16 protein-coding genes are annotated in these 16,985 nt (G+C 72.3%); 8 read left to right on the top strand and 8 right to left on the bottom strand.

From position 1 onward, the window contains the following. Positions 1 to 132 precede the first annotated feature (132 nt). From AB0J33_RS18600 to AB0J33_RS18585, 4 genes are all read left to right on the top strand, one after another. Positions 133 to 3,558 carry an ATP-dependent DNA helicase gene (locus AB0J33_RS18600; RefSeq protein WP_363615051.1) on the top strand — a complete coding sequence of 1,142 codons (3,426 nt, stop codon included), beginning with the start codon at positions 133 to 135 and terminating at the stop codon, positions 3,556 to 3,558. Positions 3,559 to 3,784: 226 nt separating this feature from the next. Beyond that, positions 3,785 to 3,988: a cold-shock protein gene (locus AB0J33_RS18595; protein WP_007464836.1), complete on the top strand. Its 204-nt coding sequence runs from the start codon at positions 3,785 to 3,787 to the stop codon at positions 3,986 to 3,988. 221 nt (positions 3,989 to 4,209) lie between these two features. Beyond that, the gene (locus AB0J33_RS18590; protein ID WP_363615049.1) at positions 4,210 to 5,523 is read left to right on the top strand and encodes a DEAD/DEAH box helicase; all 1,314 of its coding nucleotides are present in this window, start codon (positions 4,210 to 4,212) and stop codon (positions 5,521 to 5,523) included. A gap of 245 nt (positions 5,524 to 5,768) precedes the next feature. After that, complete coding sequence (locus AB0J33_RS18585) at positions 5,769 to 5,969, top strand: hypothetical protein (protein WP_363615047.1); 201 nt, start codon at positions 5,769 to 5,771, stop codon at positions 5,967 to 5,969. Positions 5,970 to 6,106: 137 nt separating this feature from the next. On the opposite strand, the gene AB0J33_RS18580 is transcribed toward AB0J33_RS18585, so the two are convergent. The 4 genes from AB0J33_RS18580 to AB0J33_RS18565 are packed head-to-tail and all read right to left on the bottom strand — an operon-like array spanning position 6,107 to position 9,260. Further along, positions 6,107 to 6,544 carry an Rrf2 family transcriptional regulator gene (locus AB0J33_RS18580; RefSeq protein WP_363615045.1) on the bottom strand — a complete coding sequence of 146 codons (438 nt, stop codon included), beginning with the start codon at positions 6,542 to 6,544 and terminating at the stop codon, positions 6,107 to 6,109. A 1-nt stretch (position 6,545) separates the two neighbouring features. Beyond that, positions 6,546 to 7,430: an ABC transporter permease gene (locus AB0J33_RS18575; protein WP_363615043.1), complete on the bottom strand. Its 885-nt coding sequence runs from the start codon at positions 7,428 to 7,430 to the stop codon at positions 6,546 to 6,548. Next, the gene (locus AB0J33_RS18570; protein ID WP_363615041.1) at positions 7,420 to 8,199 is read right to left on the bottom strand and encodes an ABC transporter ATP-binding protein; all 780 of its coding nucleotides are present in this window, start codon (positions 8,197 to 8,199) and stop codon (positions 7,420 to 7,422) included. Before AB0J33_RS18570 ends, AB0J33_RS18575 begins: the two co-directional genes overlap by 11 nt. Further along, positions 8,196 to 9,260: an ABC transporter substrate-binding protein gene (locus tag AB0J33_RS18565; protein ID WP_363615039.1), complete on the bottom strand. Its 1,065-nt coding sequence runs from the start codon at positions 9,258 to 9,260 to the stop codon at positions 8,196 to 8,198. Before AB0J33_RS18565 ends, AB0J33_RS18570 begins: the two co-directional genes overlap by 4 nt. 318 nt (positions 9,261 to 9,578) lie before the next feature. On the opposite strand from AB0J33_RS18565, the gene AB0J33_RS18560 reads away from it, so the two are divergent. The 3 genes from AB0J33_RS18560 to nudC are packed head-to-tail and all read left to right on the top strand — an operon-like array spanning position 9,579 to position 13,194. Then, the gene (locus AB0J33_RS18560; RefSeq protein WP_363615037.1) at positions 9,579 to 10,889 is read left to right on the top strand and encodes a pitrilysin family protein; all 1,311 of its coding nucleotides are present in this window, start codon (positions 9,579 to 9,581) and stop codon (positions 10,887 to 10,889) included. After that, a complete protein-coding gene (locus tag AB0J33_RS18555) occupies positions 10,886 to 12,238 on the top strand; it encodes a pitrilysin family protein (RefSeq protein ID WP_363615035.1) in 1,353 nt (450 codons plus the stop codon). The genes AB0J33_RS18560 and AB0J33_RS18555 overlap by 4 nt, the downstream gene beginning before the upstream one ends. Then, entirely contained in the window at positions 12,235 to 13,194 is a 960-nt protein-coding gene (nudC, locus tag AB0J33_RS18550) for an NAD(+) diphosphatase (RefSeq protein WP_363615033.1), read from the top strand. The genes AB0J33_RS18555 and nudC overlap by 4 nt, the downstream gene beginning before the upstream one ends. Before the next feature lie 127 nt (positions 13,195 to 13,321). Here the strand turns inward: nudC and AB0J33_RS18545 are convergent, their stop codons facing one another. The 3 genes from AB0J33_RS18545 to AB0J33_RS18535 all read right to left on the bottom strand — a co-directional run bounded on the left by AB0J33_RS18545 (position 13,322) and on the right by AB0J33_RS18535 (position 15,105). Continuing rightward, entirely contained in the window at positions 13,322 to 13,597 is a 276-nt protein-coding gene (locus AB0J33_RS18545; RefSeq protein ID WP_363615031.1) for a hypothetical protein, read from the bottom strand. A gap of 213 nt (positions 13,598 to 13,810) precedes the next feature. Further along, the gene (locus AB0J33_RS18540) at positions 13,811 to 14,050 is read right to left on the bottom strand and encodes a DUF397 domain-containing protein (protein ID WP_363615029.1); all 240 of its coding nucleotides are present in this window, start codon (positions 14,048 to 14,050) and stop codon (positions 13,811 to 13,813) included. Positions 14,051 to 14,124: 74 nt separating this feature from the next. After that, positions 14,125 to 15,105, bottom strand: a complete 981-nt coding sequence (locus AB0J33_RS18535) for a helix-turn-helix transcriptional regulator (protein ID WP_363615027.1) — start codon at positions 15,103 to 15,105, stop codon at positions 14,125 to 14,127. A 213-nt stretch (positions 15,106 to 15,318) separates the two neighbouring features. Between AB0J33_RS18535 and AB0J33_RS18530 the strand changes: the two genes are divergently transcribed. Then, entirely contained in the window at positions 15,319 to 16,680 is a 1,362-nt protein-coding gene (locus tag AB0J33_RS18530) for an MFS transporter (protein WP_363615025.1), read from the top strand. 1 nt (position 16,681) lies between these two features. On the opposite strand, the gene AB0J33_RS18525 is transcribed toward AB0J33_RS18530, so the two are convergent. Beyond that, positions 16,682 to 16,924 carry a mycoredoxin gene (locus AB0J33_RS18525; protein ID WP_139582276.1) on the bottom strand — a complete coding sequence of 81 codons (243 nt, stop codon included), beginning with the start codon at positions 16,922 to 16,924 and terminating at the stop codon, positions 16,682 to 16,684. Positions 16,925 to 16,985 lie beyond the last annotated feature (61 nt).

Here is a 16,985-nt window from a genome sequence, read left to right as displayed (position 1 = left end):
AGGCAGGAACTGAGAGGGCATCCGTGAGTGCGAGGAGTGAGCTTGCGAGCCCCGCAGGCAGGAACTGAGAGGGCATCCGTGAGTGCGAGGAGTGAGCTTGCGAGCCCCGCAGGCAGGAACTGAGAGGGCACCGTGAGTCAGCCCACCCTGTTCGGCGCGGGTCCCGCGCCGACGCCCCGGATCGCGGACTCCGGCCCCCGGTACACGCCGGTGGAGCTGGCCAAGCTGCTGCGGTTGCCGGCGCCCACCCGGGAGCAGGCCGCGATCATCGCCGCCCCGGTGGAGCCGCTGCTGGTGGTCGCGGGCGCCGGGTCGGGCAAGACCGAGACGATGGCCGCGCGGGTGGTCTGGCTGGTGGCCAACTCGTACGTGCGGCCGGAGCAGATCCTCGGGTTGACCTTCACCCGCAAGGCGGCCGGCGAACTGGCGCACCGGGTCCGGACCAGGCTGGACCAGCTGATCCGCCGGGTCGGCCGGCAGGGGAGGGACCCGCTGGACGATCCGCTCGCCGGTGAACCCACCGTCTCCACCTACCACTCGTACGCGGGGCGGATCGTCACCGAGCACGGGCTGCGGGCCGGCTACGAGCCGTCCACCCGGCTGCTCACCGAGGCGTCCCGCTGGCAGTTGGTCGACCTGTTGGTGCGCAACTACGACGGCGACATGTCCGAGGTGGACCGGATGCCGAGCACCATCACCGACGCGGTGTTGGCGCTCGCCGGGGAGTTGGACGAGCATCTGGTCGCGCCGGACCAGCTGGCGGCGTGGACCGGTCGGTTCTTCGCGGAGGTGCAGTCCCGGCCGGGTCGGGTGTACGCCGACGTGCGCAAGGCGCTCACCCTCCAGCAGACCCGGTTGCGGTTGCTGCCGTTGGTGCGGGCGTACACCCGGCGCAAGGAGGACTTCGAGGCGATGGACTTCGCCGACCAGTTGGCGCGGGCGGCCCGGGTGGCCCGGGATCACCCGGGGGTCGGCGAGATCGAGCGGGACCGTTTCCGGGCGGTACTGCTCGACGAGTACCAGGACACCAGCCACGCCCAGGTGGTGTTGCTCAACGCGTTGTTCGGTGGCGGTCACCCGGTGACCGCGGTGGGTGACCCGTGTCAGTCGATCTACGGCTGGCGGGGGGCCAGCGCGGGCACATTGGACCGGTTCCCCACCGAGTTCGCCCGCGCCGACGGTCAGCCGGCCCAGGCGCTGGGGCTCACCACGAGCTGGCGCAACCGCCCGGAGATCCTCCGGGTGGCGAACGCGCTGTCCACTCCGCTGCGGGCGGCGGGCGCCCGGGTGCCGGAGCTGCGCTCCGCGCTGACCGTCCGGGATCCGATCCCGCACCGCAGCCCGGGCGGCGCGGCCGGCGGCACGGTGCACTGCGCGCTGCTGCCCACGTACGCCGACGAGGCCGACTGGATCGCCGACAGCGTGCTCGCCGCCTGGCGCGGGGCGGCCGGGATGCCGGGCGCGGCCCCGGAGCACATCCCGGTGGCCCGGCGCCCGACGACCGCCGTGCTGGTCCGGGTGCGCAGCCAGATCCCGGCGATCGAGTCGGCGCTGCGCGAGCGTGGCCTTCCGGTCGAGGTGGTCGGGCTGGGTGGTCTGCTGGACACCCCCGAGGTACGCGACGTGGTCTGCACGCTGCGGGTGTTGGCCGATCCGACCGACGGCGCCGCGCTGCTGCGGTTGCTCACCGGCGCGCGTTGGCGGATCGGGCCGCGTGACCTGGTGGCGTTGCACCGACGGGCTCGGGCGATCGCGAACGCTCGGCGTCAGGTGGCCGCCGACGAGACCGCGGAGATCAGTCCCGACCTGTTGGACGAGGCGACCCTGGTGGAGGCGTTGGCCGATCTCGGGCCGGCGCAGGCGTACTCGGCGGAGGGCTTCGCGCGGCTGCGCGCGTACGGCCGGGAGTTGGCGCTGCTGCGTTACCGGCTGGACCAGGCCCTACCGGACCTGATCGCGGACATCGAGCGGACCATCGGCCTGGACGTGGAGGTCGCGGTGCGGGCCGGCCGGGACGGCGCCGGCGACGCGGGCCTGGCCCGGGGGCACCTGGACGCGCTCGGCGACGTGGCGGCCCGGTTCAGTGGCGAGACGCCCGGCGCGACCCTGTCCGGCTTCCTGTCCTACCTGGCCGCCGCCGAGGACGAGGAGCGTGGCCTGGCGCCGGGCGAGGTCGAGGTGGTGGAGGGCGCGGTGCAGGTGGTGACCGCGCACGCCGCCAAGGGCCTGGAGTGGGACGTGGTGGCGGTGGCCGGGCTCAGTCGCGGGTTGTGGCCGGGGCCGGTCCGCAACTCCGACCACTGGTTGGGCGGGTTGGGCGTGTTGCCGTTCCCGTTGCGCGGCGACGCCGACGGGCTGCCCGAGTTGGCGCTCGACGAGGCGGGGGACCAACGGGCCGTGGCGCGGGCGGTGACCGACTTCACCGACGCGTGGCGGGCCCACGACGAGCGGGAGGAGCGCCGCCTGACGTACGTGGCGGTCACCCGGCCGCGCCGGCTGCTGCTCTGCTCCGGTTACTGGTGGGGGGAGGGCACGAAGCGACCGCGCGGTCCGTCGGTCTTCCTGCGGGAGGTGTACGACGCCTGCCTCGACGGCGGGCCGGGGCACCTGATCGACGCGTGGGCGCCGGAGCCGACGCCGGACGCGACGAACCCCACGGCGGAGGTGGTGCTGCGCGCGGAGTGGCCGGCCGACCCGCTGGGTGGTCGCCGGCCGGCGTTGGCCGAGGCGGCCGGGCTGGTGCGTCGCCTGATGGCCGACGGCCCGGCGGCGGCGCTCCCCGGCCCGGTGGGGCCGGTGCTGTCCGGGTCGCTGGCGGCGACCGGGTCGGAGGCCGAGCCGGTCGAGCCGGAGCCGGATCCGGAGGTGGCGCGCTGGCGGCGCGAGGCGGACCTGCTGTTGGCCGAACGCGCCGAGCTGACCCGGCTCTCCGGGGCGGTCGAGGTGGCTCTGCCCGGGGCGATGAGCGTCACCCAGCTGGTCGCGTTGCGACGCGATCCGGCGGCTCTGGCCCGTACGCTGCGTCGCCCGGTGCCGGCCGAACCCAACCCGTACGCCCGTCGGGGCACCGCCTTCCATGCCTGGTTGGAGCAGCGCTTCGGCGCCGACCGCCTGCTGGACCTGGACGAGCTGCCCGGCGCGGCCGACGCCGACGCCGCGCCCGACGAGGCGCTGGTCGAGCTTCAGGAGCGGTTCCTGGCCAGCGAGTGGGCCGACCGGTCACCGGTGGAGGTGGAGGTGCCGTTCGCCACGGTGATCGCCGGTGTGGTGGTGCGGGGCCGGATGGACGCGGTCTTCGCCCGGCCGGGTGGTCGGTTCGACGTGGTGGACTGGAAGACCGGGGCGCAACCCAGCGGGCCGGCGGCGGAGGTGGCCGCCGTGCAGCTGGCCGTGTACCGGCTGGCCTGGGCGGAGCTGGCCGGCGTGCCGGTCGACCGGGTGGGTGCGGCGTTCCACTACGTCCGGCACGGGGTGACGGTCCGGCCCGCCGACCTGCTGGACGTGACGGGGCTCACCGCCATGATCGCCCAGTTGCCCGAGGATTCCGCCCAAAGTTGACCGCTGCGGGGAAAACCGTGGTAGGTTGACCGGGTTGCAGTTTTGGTTACCAGAGACTCTGTGTGCGCCTGGCGGGATTGTGGCCCCAGGCGCTCTTTGTTGTGTCCGGAGTTCTCCGGGCGGGGCGACCAGAAGCGACAGGCGATTCGCGCATCCCCGCGCGGAGCGCTCCTCTTCGGGCACGCAACACGTGCGTGTCCGACGTTCCGTCAAGGAGACGAAACACATGGCTATTGGCACCGTGAAGTGGTTCAACGCTGACAAGGGCTTCGGCTTCATCACCCCGGACGGCGGCGGCGCCGACGTCTTCGCCCACTTCTCGGCGATCCAGTCCTCCGGCTACCGGAGCCTGGACGAGAACCAGCGGGTCGAGTTCGAGGTGACCCAGGGCCAGAAGGGCCCGCAGGCGGAGAACATCCGCCCGCTCTGATCTTCGGATCGGTCAGCATTACCTGTCGCGCCCTCCGGGTGTGACGGTGACGGGACCGGCCCGCCCCGCTGCCGCCTGCCTCCGCAGGCGGCGGCCCGGCGGCGGGCCGGCCTGTACTCCCTTCGGTTCGTGCTTGTGAGTCCTGGCGGCCTTTTCCGCCGGTGACAGCGCCGACTTCGGCGCCCTCCCTCGACACGTGCCGCGTCGAGGAAGGCTTCCGCATGACCACAGTTATTCCTTCTTTCGCTCAGTCCGGTCTGGCGCCGGCGCTGCTCACCGCGCTGACCGCGCAGGGCATCACCGAGCCGTTCCCGATCCAGTCGGCGACGCTGCCCGACTCGCTCGCCGGCCGGGACGTGCTGGGCCGGGGCCGTACCGGTTCCGGCAAGACCCTCGCCTTCGGGCTTCCGCTGCTGTCCCGCACCGCCGGCCGCAAGGCCCGGCCGGGTCGCCCGCTGGCCCTGGTGCTGGTGCCGACCCGTGAGCTGGCCCAGCAGGTCACCACCGCCCTGGCTCCGTACGCCCGCGCCGTCGGGCTGCGCTGCGCCACCGTCGTCGGCGGCCTGTCGTTGCAGCGGCAGGCGGACGCCCTGCGCGCCGGCACCGAGGTCGTCGTCGCCACCCCCGGCCGGCTGCACGACCTGATCAACCGTGGCGACGCCCGGCTCGACCAGGTCGAGATCACCGTGCTCGACGAGGCCGACCAGATGGCCGACATGGGCTTCCTGCCGCAGGTCACCAAGCTGCTGGAGCAGGTCGCGCCGCAGGGGCAGCGGATGCTCTTCTCCGCGACCCTGGACGGCGGCGTGGACCGGCTGGTCCGCCGCTTCCTGAGCAACCCGGTCACCCACTCGGTGGACCCGGGCACCGCGACGGTCACCGCCATGACCCACCACGTACTGCACGTCGACGCCGCGGACAAGCCCGACGCGCTGACCCGGATCGCTGCCCGTGAGGGCCGCACCATCCTGTTCATGGGCACCAAGCACCGCGCCGACCGGCTCGCCCGCCAACTGCTCGCCAAGGGCGTACGGGCTGCCGCGCTGCACGGCGGCAAGTCCCAGCCGCAGCGCACCCGGATCCTGGAGCAGTTCCGCAACGGCCAGGTGACCGCGCTTGTCGCCACCGACGTGGCGGCGCGTGGCATCCACGTGGACGGCCTGGACATGGTGGTCAACGTGGACCCGCCGACCGAGGCGAAGGACTACCTGCACCGGGGCGGCCGTACCGCCCGTGCCGGTGAGTCCGGCTCCGTGGTCACGCTGGTCCTGCCGGAGCAGCGCCGGGACGTGTCCCGGCTGATGGCCACGGCGGGCATCCGGCCCGAGTCGGTCCAGGTGCGCCCGGGTGACGGGGCGCTGGCCCGGGTGACCGGCGCCCGCGAACCGTCCGGTGTGCCGGTGACCATCGTCGCTCCGCAGGTGCCTGCCGCTCGGCCTCGTACCGCCGGCGGTTCGGCCACCGAGGGCGGCGCCCGGCCGGCGCACCGCGCGTCGGGCCGGTCCCGTCGTCCGCGTCGCCCGCGTACCGTCTGATCTTCTGCGCGTCGACCGACCCGTTCCGCTTCGGCGGGGCGGGTCGGTTTTGTCTGCGTGGTGTTCCGGGCCGGTCGGCTGTCTTGGCGGACCGACCGGTCAGCCGGCCGCGCCGTGCGGAGCACCCTTCTGAGTCGGTAATCAGCCTCCGCTGGGTCGGCTGGCCGACTGCGCCCCGCACGGTGGTGGTCGAGGCTGACCGACGGGGGAAGTCGGGCGGGGGGCCCGGCACGGGAGGGGTGACCATGGCGGGCGAAACCGGCTCGGGCGCACTGCGCGAGCTGATCCTGGTCGTCGCGGTCGCGCTCGCCGGGTTGTTGCTCGCCATGGTTGCGGCCTTCGCACCCTGGCACGCCACCTCGGCGGGCAACGCTCCCGCCGGTCTGGTGGAGCTGCACAGTCCCGGCGACCCGGGCCCCGGCCCGGGGGTCGCGCACGTGGGTTGAGCGACGACCGGCCTACCGGCGCCGGCGGAGGGGCAGGCGCGGTCAGGATCGGTGCGAGATGTGGTCGGGTCGGCGGGGCACCGGCCCGACCACATCGCCTCGGCGGGGCACCGGCCCGACCACGCCGCCTCGTCGACTCAGGGAGTGGTGGGGGCGTGGGTGAGCAGGTCGGCCAGGGTGGTGCTGTCGACCACGGTGGCGATCGCCCCGTGCACCGCCAGCCAGACGTCGGTCAACCCCGCGGCCACCCCGTGGTAGCCGGCCCGCTCGGCCGGCAGGCCGCGCACCGTGGTCAGCGAGCCGCCGACCGCGCGTAGCACGTCCCCGACGGTGATCTCGTCGGGTGGACGGGTCAGCGCGTACCCGCCGTCGGCGCCGCGATGGCTGTGCAGCAGACCGGCCCGCCGCAGGTCGAGCAGGATGCCCTGCAGGAAACTGAGCGGGATGTCCTGCGTCTCGGCCAGGCTGGCCGCCTTCACCAACTCAGCGACTCTGCCGCCGTCGCCGCCACCTGCGGCGGCGGCGACGGCGAGCATGGCCCGGAGCGCATAGTCGCTGCGCGCGGAGACGAACACCTCACTGACCAGCCTGGTCCAGTACGCCCCAGCGGCGCCGGATCGCCTTGTCCGCCGCACCGAACGCGGCGTCCACGACGAGGCCGACGACCAGGATGACGATCATCGTGGAGAGTAGCCAGGGCGCGTCGGACAACTCGCGGGAGTAGGTCAGCTGGGCGCCGAGCGAGGTCTGCGAGATGCCGACCACGAGCAGCTCACCGGCCATCAGGCTGCGCCAGGAGAACGCCCAGCCCTGCTTGAGCCCCGCGACGATGGCCGGCAGGGCGGCCGGCGCGATGACGTACCGGTAGAGGTTGAGGCCGCGTGCGCCCAGGTTGCGACCGGCGCGCAGCAGCAACGGCGGCACGTAGTCCACGCCGGAGATCACCCCGTTGGCGATGGACGGCGCCGCGCCGAGCACCACCACGAAGAAGATCGCCTTCTCGCTCAGCTCGAAGAGCAGGATGGCCAGCGGGAACCAGGCGATCGACGGCATGGTCTGCAACGCGGTGATCATCGAGCCGATGGCGGCCCGCAGCACGGTGGACCGGGCCACCGCGAGGCCGAGCAGCAGACCGACGGCGACCGAGAAGACGTACCCGAGGGCGGCCCGGCGCAGGGTGGTGGCCAGGCCGTCCCAGAGCTGCGGGCCCTGGGCCTGGGCCATCAACTCGCGACCGACCTCCAGCGGGCCCGGCAGCGAGTACGGCGGCTTCCAGCCGGAGAGGACCACGAGCTGCCAGGCGGCGATGGCGATGACCAGCGCGGCGAGCTTGGGCCAGGTGGACGCCCAGATCCGGGCGCCCCGGGTGGCCTCCTTGTCCCGGCCGGCGATCTCCAACGCGTCGAGGCCGGTGATCTCCGCGTCGGTACGCGCCGAACTGGTGAGGGTGTCACTGGCCATGGCGGCCCACCTCCGTACGGAGCCGCTCGGTGACCTCGGCGGCGATGGCGGCGACCTCGGGGGAGTCGATCCGGCGCGGGCGCGGGATGTCCACCCTGGTGGAGTAGATGATCCGACCGGGTCGGCTGGAGAGCAGGATGATCCGGTCGGCCAGCCGGGCCGCCTCGCGGACGTTGTGCGTCACGAAGAGCACCGAGAGGTTGCGCTCGGACCAGATCCGTTCCAGCTCGTCGTGCAGGATGTCCCGGGTCATCGCGTCCAGCGCGCCGAAGGGCTCGTCCATCAGCAGCACCGGAGTGTCAAGCGCCAGCGTGCGGGCCAGCGCGACGCGCTGCCGCATCCCGCCGGACAGCTCGTGCGGGCGCTTGCGGCCGAAGTCGGCCAGGTGGACCGTGCGCAGCAGCTCGGCCACCCGTTCGCGGCGTTGCGCCCGGGGGAGGCGGCGCAGCTTGAGGGGCACCTCCACGTTGGCGTCGACGGTCAGCCAGGGAAAGAGCGCCGGCTCCTGGAACATCAGGCCCGGGTTGGCGTCGCCGGCCAGGGTGATCTGCCCGCCGCTGACCCGGTCCAGCCCGGCCACCAGGTTGAGCAGCGTGCTCTTGCCGCAGCCGGACGCGCCGACCAGGCAGACGAACTCGCCGGGCGCGACGTCCAGCGACACGCCGTCGAGGGCCAGGACGGCGCTCGCCCCCCGCCCGTACACCTTGGTCACGCCGGAGAGCGCGACCGCGGTGGTCGCGCTCTGCGGCGTCGTCGTGGTCGACGTCATGGCTGAACGACCTCGGGCTTGCCGGCGGCCTTGAGGGCCTTGTTGAGGTAGGTCAGGTCGTACAGGCCCTTGAGGTCGACCGGTTCGGTCAGACCGACGTCGACGGCGTGGTCGAGCCCGGCCTTGAGCGAGGTGGCGATCGGGTCGTTGGTGAACTCCAACGTCGGCCACGCCTGCTTGATCAGCTTCAGGTCGAGCGGCTTGCCGGTGATCTTGCCGATCGCGTCGGAGATGGCCTGCTGCGCCTCGTCCGGCTTGGTGTTGACGAACTCGTTGGCGGCCACCTGGCCGTCGACCAGCTTCTGCACCACGTCCGGGTGTGCCTTGAGGAACTTGGTGCTCACCAGCAGGTTGGTGATGACGAACTTCTTGTCCGGCCACAGGTCGCGCTCGTCGACCAGCACCTTGCCGCCGGCGTTGACCAGGCGGGACACGAACGGCTCGGGCACCCAGGCGCCGTCGATCGTGCCGCTGTTGAACGTCTCGACCGTCTGCGCGTTCTCCTGCGGCACGATCTTGACGTCGCCGCCACCCTCCTTGGTGGTGGTGAGGCCCTGCTGCTTGAGCCAGTACCGGATCGCCACGTCCTGCGTGTTGCCCAGTTGCGGGGTGGCGATCTTCTTGCCCTTCAGGTCCTGCGCCCCGCTGATGCCCGGCTTCACCACCAGCGCCACGCCGCCGGAGGCGGCGCCGGAGACGACCCGGACGGCCTCGCCCTTGGACTTGGAGAAGGCGTTCACCGTCGGGTTGGGGCCGATGTAGGTGGCGTCCAGTGCGCCGGAGAAGACCGCCTCGATGGCGGCCGGACCGGCGTTGAAGGTCTTCGGGTCCAGCTTGACGTCGCTGCCGAGCTTCTCCGCGAAGATTCCCTTCTCCACACCGACCACCGCCGGCGCGTGAGTGATGTTGGGGAAGTAGCCGAGGCGCAGCGTCACCGGGCCGGAGCCGCCGCCCGCGCCCTCGCTGTCGTCGCCGCACGCGGCGGTGCTGCCCAGGGTCGCCGCGCCGACCACGGCGAGGGTGGCCAGGGTGACCAACCGGCGCAGGGGGAGCCGTCTCATCGTCCATCCAATCCGCAGTATTCCTACTTAGTTGGTAGGAAGAGTGGGCCAGGCCGTGGTCAGCGTCAAGACCCATCCACATGGCGGGATGGCGCGCCTCAGTTATGTCGGTATTTCCTACCAGATTGCTAGGGCAACCCGCGTTCGTTGGCCGCCGCGAGGGCGGATCCGCGACGACGACCCTCCGCTCGTTCCCGCCCGCCAGTGCCGGGGTCGCGACGTCAATCGACGCGTACGCCCCGCTGGTGACGGCCCCGGTCGCGGCGGCTCCGGGAAGGTCGCGGGTGGCGGAGGGGCCGACGCGCTAGGGTCGACTCCGTGGCGGCGCGGAGATCCAGAATTCCAGCGACGAAGTATCCGGTCGAGCGGTTCACCCTCGACAACGGCCTGCGGGTGGTGCTCACCCCCGACCGCAGTGCCCCGGTGATCGGGGTGGCGGTGGTCTACGACGTCGGCATCCGCTCGGAGCCGGAGGGGCGCACCGGCTTCGCCCACCTCTTCGAGCACCTGATGTTCCAGGGCTCGGAGAACCTGGAGAAGCTGGCTCACTTCCGGCACGTGCAGGGCGCGGGTGGCACCTTCAACGGCTCCACCCACCTGGACTACACCGACTACTTCGAGACGCTGCCGAGCAACGCGCTGGAACGCGCGCTGTTCCTGGAGGCGGACCGGATGCGCGGCCCCCGGCTGACCGAGGAGAACCTGCGCAACCAGGTCGACGTGGTCAAGGAGGAGATCCGGGTCAACGTCCTCAACCGTCCGTACGGCGGCTTTCCCTGGCTGACCCTGCCGCCGGTCATGTTCGACACCTTCCCGAACGCCCACGACGGCTACGGCTCCTTCGACGACCTGGAGTCGGCGACCGTCGCCGACGCCGCGGACTTCTTCCGCCGCTACTACGCCAGCGGCAACGCCGTGTTGGCGGTCAGCGGCGACATCGACGTGGCCGAGGCGACCGAGCTGGTCACCCGGCACTTCGGCGACGTGCCGGCCCGGCCGGCACCGCAACGACCCGACTTCACCGAGCCCGACCTGAGCGCCGAGCGGCGCACCTCGTACACCGACGCCCTGGCGCCGTTGCCGGCGGTGGCCGGCGCCTGGCGCGTACCGGACCCGGTCACCGATTTCGCCGGCTACCTGCCGTACGTGGTACTGGCCGAGGTGCTCACCGACGGCGACGCGTCCCGACTGGTCGAGCGACTGGTGCAGCGGGACCGCACGGTGACCAGCCTCGGCGGATACCTCGGTTTCATGGGCGACCCGTTCGACGTGCGCGACCCCACCGCGCTGCTGTTGCAGGCGCACCTGCCGCCCGGGGGCGATGTGGACAAGGTGTTGCGCACCATCGACGAGGAGTTGGACCGGTTGGCCACCGACGGGTTGACCGACGGTGAGCTGGCCCGTACCCAGGCCCGGATGGCGACACACCTGCTGCGGGACACCGACGCGGTACTCGGTCGGGCGCTGCGGATGGCCGTGCTGGAACAGCAACGGGGCGAGCCGGGCCTGCTCAACGAGCTGCCCCGGTTGGTCGGCGAGGTCACCGAGGAGCAGGTCCGGGCCGCCGCGGCCACCCTGCGCCCGGAGCGTCGGGCCGCCATCGAGGTCATCGCCGGAGGTTCCCGATGACTCCCGCCGCCACCACCACCGCTGCGGCCGGGCCGCGGACGCTGCCGCCGCTCGGGCCCACCCGCAAACTCAAGGTGCCCACGCAGGCCGAGCGCACGCTGCCCAACGGTCTCACCGTGATCGCCGTACGCCGGCCCGCCGTGCCCCTGGTCGAACTGCGGCTGTGGGTGCCGTTCGGTCGGGTGCACCTGGCCCGCGGGGCGATGCTCTCGCAGACCATGCTCTCCGGCACCGAGTCGATGACCAGCGTGCAGATCGCCGCCGAGTTGCAGAAGGTGGGCGGCGGGCTCTCCGCGGGCGTCGACCCGGACCGGCTGATGGTCTCCGGTGCCGGCCTGGTCACCGGTCTGGACCGGATGCTCGAACTGTTGGCCGAGGTGCTGACCGGTGCCAGCTACCCCGGCGACGAGGTGGCCACCGAACGGGACCGGCTGGTCGACCGGATCCAGGTGGCGCAGAGCCAGCCGGCGCACCTGGCCCGGGAGGCGCTGCTGAAGCGGATCTACGGCCGGCACCCGTACGCGACGCAGACGCCGGAGCCCGGTCAGATCCGCGCGGTCCGGCCGGCGGCGCTGCGCACCCTGCACTCGGAGCGGGTCCATCCGGCCGGCGCGCAGTTGGTGCTGGTGGGTGACGTGCAGCCGGGGAAGGCGTTGGACGCCGCCGAGCGGGCGCTCGCCGGCTGGTCGGGTGCCGGGCGTACGGCCACGCTGCCGGCGACCCCGCCGCTGGAGCCGGGGCCGCTGCTGCTTGTCGACCGGCCGGGCTCGGTGCAGTCGTCGCTGCGGATCGCGCTTCCGGCGGTGCCGCGCACCGATCCCGACCACGCGCCGCTGCAACTGGCCAACCTGATCTTCGGCGGCTACTTCTCCTCCCGCTGGGTGGAGAACATCCGCGAGGACAAGGGCTACACGTACGGCCCGCACTCGGTGATCGAGCACTCCGTCGCCGGGTCGGTGCTGGTCGCCGCCGCCGACGTGGCCACCGAGGTCACCGGTCCGGCGCTGCTGGAGACGACGTACGAGTTGGGTCGGTTGGCGTCGCTGCCACCGAAGCCGGAGGAGTTGGAGCAGGCCCGGCAGTACGCCCTGGGCACCCTTCAGCTCGGCATGTCCACCCAGGCCGGTCTGGCGGCGTTGACCAGCGCGTACGTGGGCAACGGTCTGCGCCTGGACTTTCTCGCCGAGTACGCGGCGAGGTTGGCGAAGGCGAGCATCGACGACGTCGCGCAGGCGGCGGCCCGGTACCTGGCGCCGGCTCGGGCGGCGATCGTGGTGCTCGGCGACGCGGAACGGGTCACCCCGGGGCTGGCCGCGTTGACCACGGTCCAGACCGAGCAAACGGCGTGAGCGGGGAGGCGGCGCCGCCGTTGGCGCGGTCCACGCTGGATCGGGCGGCGCACCGGCGGGGTGACGCGCAGTGGTTGACCGAGGCGTGGTTGCGAGCGCGGGTGCTGCTGCTCGATTCGACCGACGAGGGTCGGACGCTGGCCCGCACCGAGACGTCGCCTCCGACGTTGGTGCTGTTCGGGGCGGGCGACGTGCCCGCCGGGTCCGAGTCGGTGGCGATGTTCCTGGGTGTCGAGCCGGACGGGGTGCCGGTCTTCGCGGTCGACACGCCGCTGCCGGTGGTCCCGGGTACCCGGGCGGTCCACCTTCGCGAGGTGGGCCACCTGCTCGCTGATCGGGAGGCGGGCATCTTCACCACCGCGCTGGCCCTGGTCAACTGGCACACCCGCCACGGCTACTCGACGAGCACCGGCGCGCCGACCGTGATGGATGAGGCCGGTTGGTCCCGGGTGGACCGCAACGGTGGGCGGATCTGGCCGCGTACCGACCCGGCGATGATCGTGCTCGTGCACGACGGCGTGGAAGGTTCGGACGGTCGCTGTCTGCTCGGCAACAATGCCAGCTGGCAGGGCACTCCGGATGGTCGGCGCTACTCCTGCCTGGCCGGCTACGTCGAGCCGGGCGAGTCGGCGGAGGCGGCCGTGCTGCGCGAGGTCCGCGAGGAGGTGGGCATCGGAGTCGAGCGCATCGGGTACGTGGGCAGCCAGGCGTGGCCGTTCCCCGGCTCGCTGATGTTGGGCTTCCTGGCCACCGCGAGCCCGACCGACCCGGTGCGGGTCGACCCGTCCGAGATCGCGTACGCCAGGTGGTTCTCTCGCCGGGAGATCGGGGCGGCGTTGGCCGGGCAGACGGTGGACGTGGGCGACGGTGCCCGGTTGATCCTGCCGCCCCCGTCGTCGATCGCGCTGTTCCTCATCCACCGCTGGCTGGACGGTTGGGTGGACGCCGACCGCTGAACACGGTCCCGGCCCGTGGCCGCCGTTGCCGCGGCGGTCACGGGCCGGGAACACGGGCCGTCGTGGTCGGTGGGTGCGTGAAAACGCGGCGGGGGAGCCGGTCCGACCACGACGGACGACCTGGAAATCAGGGCCCGGTGCGGCCCGGTCGGTGTCGGAATGCGGGCCGCGGCTCGACCAGCGGCAGAACCTTGACCCGCTGCTTGCCGGCGCGGACCGCACCGACGGTCGCCAGAGCGCGGGCCAGCAGCAGCGCGGCGTCCCGGTCCTCGGCGTGCACGATCTGTCGTCGCGGCTCGGGCAGGGTGGTCTCGTCGCGGAGTCGGTGGCCGTCCGCCCAGGCGGCGGCGATGTCCCCGTCGGCGACGGCGCGGATGTCGGTGCGAACGATCAGGAACCGCATGAGGGTCTCCGGATGAACCGCGACGGATGAGCCAGTGTGGAAGTTCCACGTATCCGAAGGCCATGTTACGCCCCGTGTTCGTCCCAGCAACTGAAACGCGCCTATCGGTTTCGAGCCTCGTCCGATCGGCGGATGGCTGCTCAGCGGGGTCAGCGGGGCGCAACGCGACGGGGCCGCCGGCAGTGCGCCGACGGCCCCGTACCAGTCACCGAATCAGTTCAGATCGAACTGGCCCTTCTTTGCTCCGGTGATGAAACCGAGCCATCCGGCGCGGTTGAACAGCAGCACCGGGCCGCCGCGGTCCTTGCTGTCGCGTAGGGCGACCGCCGACGGGCCGGTGGCGAGTGGGGCGACCTCCACGCAGTTGGAGGTCTGGCTGCGCGTGCTGGTACGCCACGGGGCGTCCGCCAACGAGTGGACGGAGACGGACGGCGTGTTGCGGATGTCGTTCATGGTTCTGCTCCTGATGTGAAGCGATCCGATGGGACGAGTGGTGCCGCACGTCCCGACGGAGGGTCCCCCGTGGATTACCGGTCCGTCAGCCGCCCCGAATCCCGGCGACGTTGGGTCGGCGCCGTTGCCGGCCCGAACGCCACTGTGGATGGGGGCGTCGCCTCGGTCAGCCGTCCCGTCGCCTCGATCAGCCAGGAGAGGGTGTCCGAGGCGTTAAGTGCCGCCGTGCATAGCCACTCGAACACCACTTTATAGCGATTTAGCGTGATTGCCTCGGTCGACATGACGTCGGTGAAGCCACCTTCGATGGCCAACGTCTCCGGATCGAGAGGATCGGCGAACCGATAGACCGAGAAAGCGGTCGGCGGAAGATACCAGTTGCCGATCTGGGTGTCCCGAAGCAGCACGTGCAGAGTCACGTTGGGCAGCAGGGCCAGCTCACAAAGCTGGAGCAGTTGCTCGTGCAGCACCTCGGGCGGCCCGGCCCGACGGCCGAGAGCCGCCTCCTCCAACACGGCCGTGTAGCGGGGCGCGTACGGCTCCCGGGTCAGCAGCGACTGGCGGGCCAGCCGTGCCTGCACCTCGGTCTCCGGCTCGTCGCCGGGCTCCGGCTCGCGCGCGCCCTCGTCCACCTGACTGGCCGACACGATGCGGAGCTGGGCGTACCCGGGGGTCTGCAACAGGCCCGGCACCAGCACCGGGTTGTACTCGGAGATCTCCGCGCAGCCCGCCTCCAGCTCGGCCCAGCCGCGCTGCTGCTGCGTCATCACCGGGAAGTTCTTCAACCAGCCGCGCATGTCGCCGGCCTCGTTGGTGATGCCGAGAAGCTCGTCGTGCAGCGCCTGGTCCGCGCCGTACAGATCGAGCAGGGCCCCGACGTCCTGCGGGTCCGGTCGGCTGCGGCCGTTCTCCAAGCGGGACAGTTTGGACGCGGAGGCCCAACCGATACGCTCGATGACCTGGTCGCCCGTGAGGCCCGCGGCCTCACGCAGGCGGCGCAGCTCGATGCCCAACCGGCGACGACGCAGGATCGGGCTGGGTGCGGCAGGAGGCACAGTGTCCTCTTTCCCGTCGACCGCCGCAGACGCGACGGTAACTGTATGAAATTCGCCCCCCACGGTCAGTATGGACGGCGCGACCGGTGTCGGAGGTTCCGGCGGGGGCGTGTCTTGCGAAAATCGGACCACGGGAATGCCGGACGACGACGGACCCGCGGTCGCGACCGTCGACCTCGCCCACCTGGGCAGCCATCCCGCCGGAGGGACCCCATGCGCACGATCCTGCGCCGACCCGACTTCCGCCTGCTGTTCGGCGGTCTGCTGGCCAGCATGACCGCCGAGTCGATCCTGCTGCTCGCGCTCGCCATCTGGGTCAAGGATCTGACTGGCTCGAACGGGTTGGCCGGTGCCACCATCTTCGCGGTCATCGCGCCGATGACGCTGGCACCGCTGGTCGGGTGGGTCGTCGACCGCTACCCACGCCGGCCGTTCTTCGTGGCCGCGAACGTGGTGACCGCCGCCCTGCTCGCACCGTTGTTCACCGTCCACGACGCGGGCGACGTCTGGATCGTCTACCTGGTGGCCGCCCTGTACGGGCTGTCGTCCATCACGCTCGGCGCGGCGCTCAGCGGGCTCATCCGCGAGATGGTGCCGGTCGAGCTGCTCGCCGAGGCGAACGGCGTGCTACAGACCGTCCGCCAGGGGATACGACTGGTCGGCCCGCTGGTGGGCGCCGCGCTCTACGCGGCGCTCGGCGGGTGGGCGCTGGCCGGGATCGGCATGGTCGGATTTCTGACCGCGGCGGCGGTGGTGACCGCGCTGCCCACCCCGCGACAGCTGCCGCCGGCGGTACGGCTGCGGTGGCCGGCCGAACTGGGCGCCGGCCTGCGGCATCTGGCCGGCGAGCCGGCCCTGCGGCGGGCCCTGCTCGGCTACGGGCTCGGGTCGCTGGTGATGGGCTTCAGCGAGTCGCTCATCTTCGCCTACGTCGACCAGGGGCTGAACCGGGATGCCGCGTTCGTGGGCGTGCTGGTCACCGTGCAGGGTGTGGGTGGGCTGCTCGGCGGGCTCTGCTCACCGACGCTGGTCCGCCGGCTCGGCGAGGTCGGCACACTCGCCGCCGGGGTCGCCTTCTTCTCGCCGGCCGCGCTCGCGCTCGCGTACCCCGATCTGCGGCTCGGGTTCGCGGCGGTGCTGCTGGCCGGGGTCTCGCTCCCGCTGACGATGGTGGGGTTGCACACGCTGATCCAGCGCCGCACCCCGCCCCCACTGGTCGGCCGGGTCGCCGCCGCGACCCAGGCGGTGGTCAGCGGGCCGCAGGCGTTCTCCATCGGGGCGGGCGCTCTGCTGGTCGGTTTCCTGGACTACCGGGTGCTGTTCGTGCTGGTCGGGGTGGCCACCCTGGCCGCCGGCAGCTACCTCTGGCGGGGCCGGCACCTCAGCGCGCCGCCCGGCGCCCGCCCGCCGACGCCGCCCACCCGCCCCACCCTCCCCGCACCCCGGCGCCCGGTCGAGGACACCGATCGTCCCGGGCTGCCGACGCCCGACGACCGCCGCCGCGGTGAGCCGTTGCCGGACACGGCGAGCGGCCGCCCCAGCTGGGGCGGCCGCTCGCCGAGAATGAACCGGTAGATCAGGCGGTGAGGGTTTCCAGGTGCTGCTTGACCTGGGTGATCGAGGGGTTCGTCAGCGCACTGCCGTCGGCGAAGCGCAGCGTCGGCACCGTCTGGTTACCGCCGTTGACGCTCATCACGAACTCCGCGGCCTTCGGGTCCTGCTCGATGTCGACCACCTCGTACCCGATGCCCTCCCGGTCGAGCTGCGACTTCAGCCGGTGGCAGTAGCCGCACCAGGGGGTTGAATACATCGTCAGCATGGTCGGATCCTCCAACTCCTCCGGCCGCGGCTTGCGGATCAAGCCGAGGCTGTTCGCTGCA

The sequence above is a fragment of the Micromonospora sp. NPDC049645 genome (genome assembly GCF_040675155.1).
Lineage (GTDB): Bacteria > Actinomycetota > Actinomycetes > Mycobacteriales > Micromonosporaceae > Micromonospora.
This window is presented reverse-complemented; position numbering and strand designations above follow the sequence as displayed.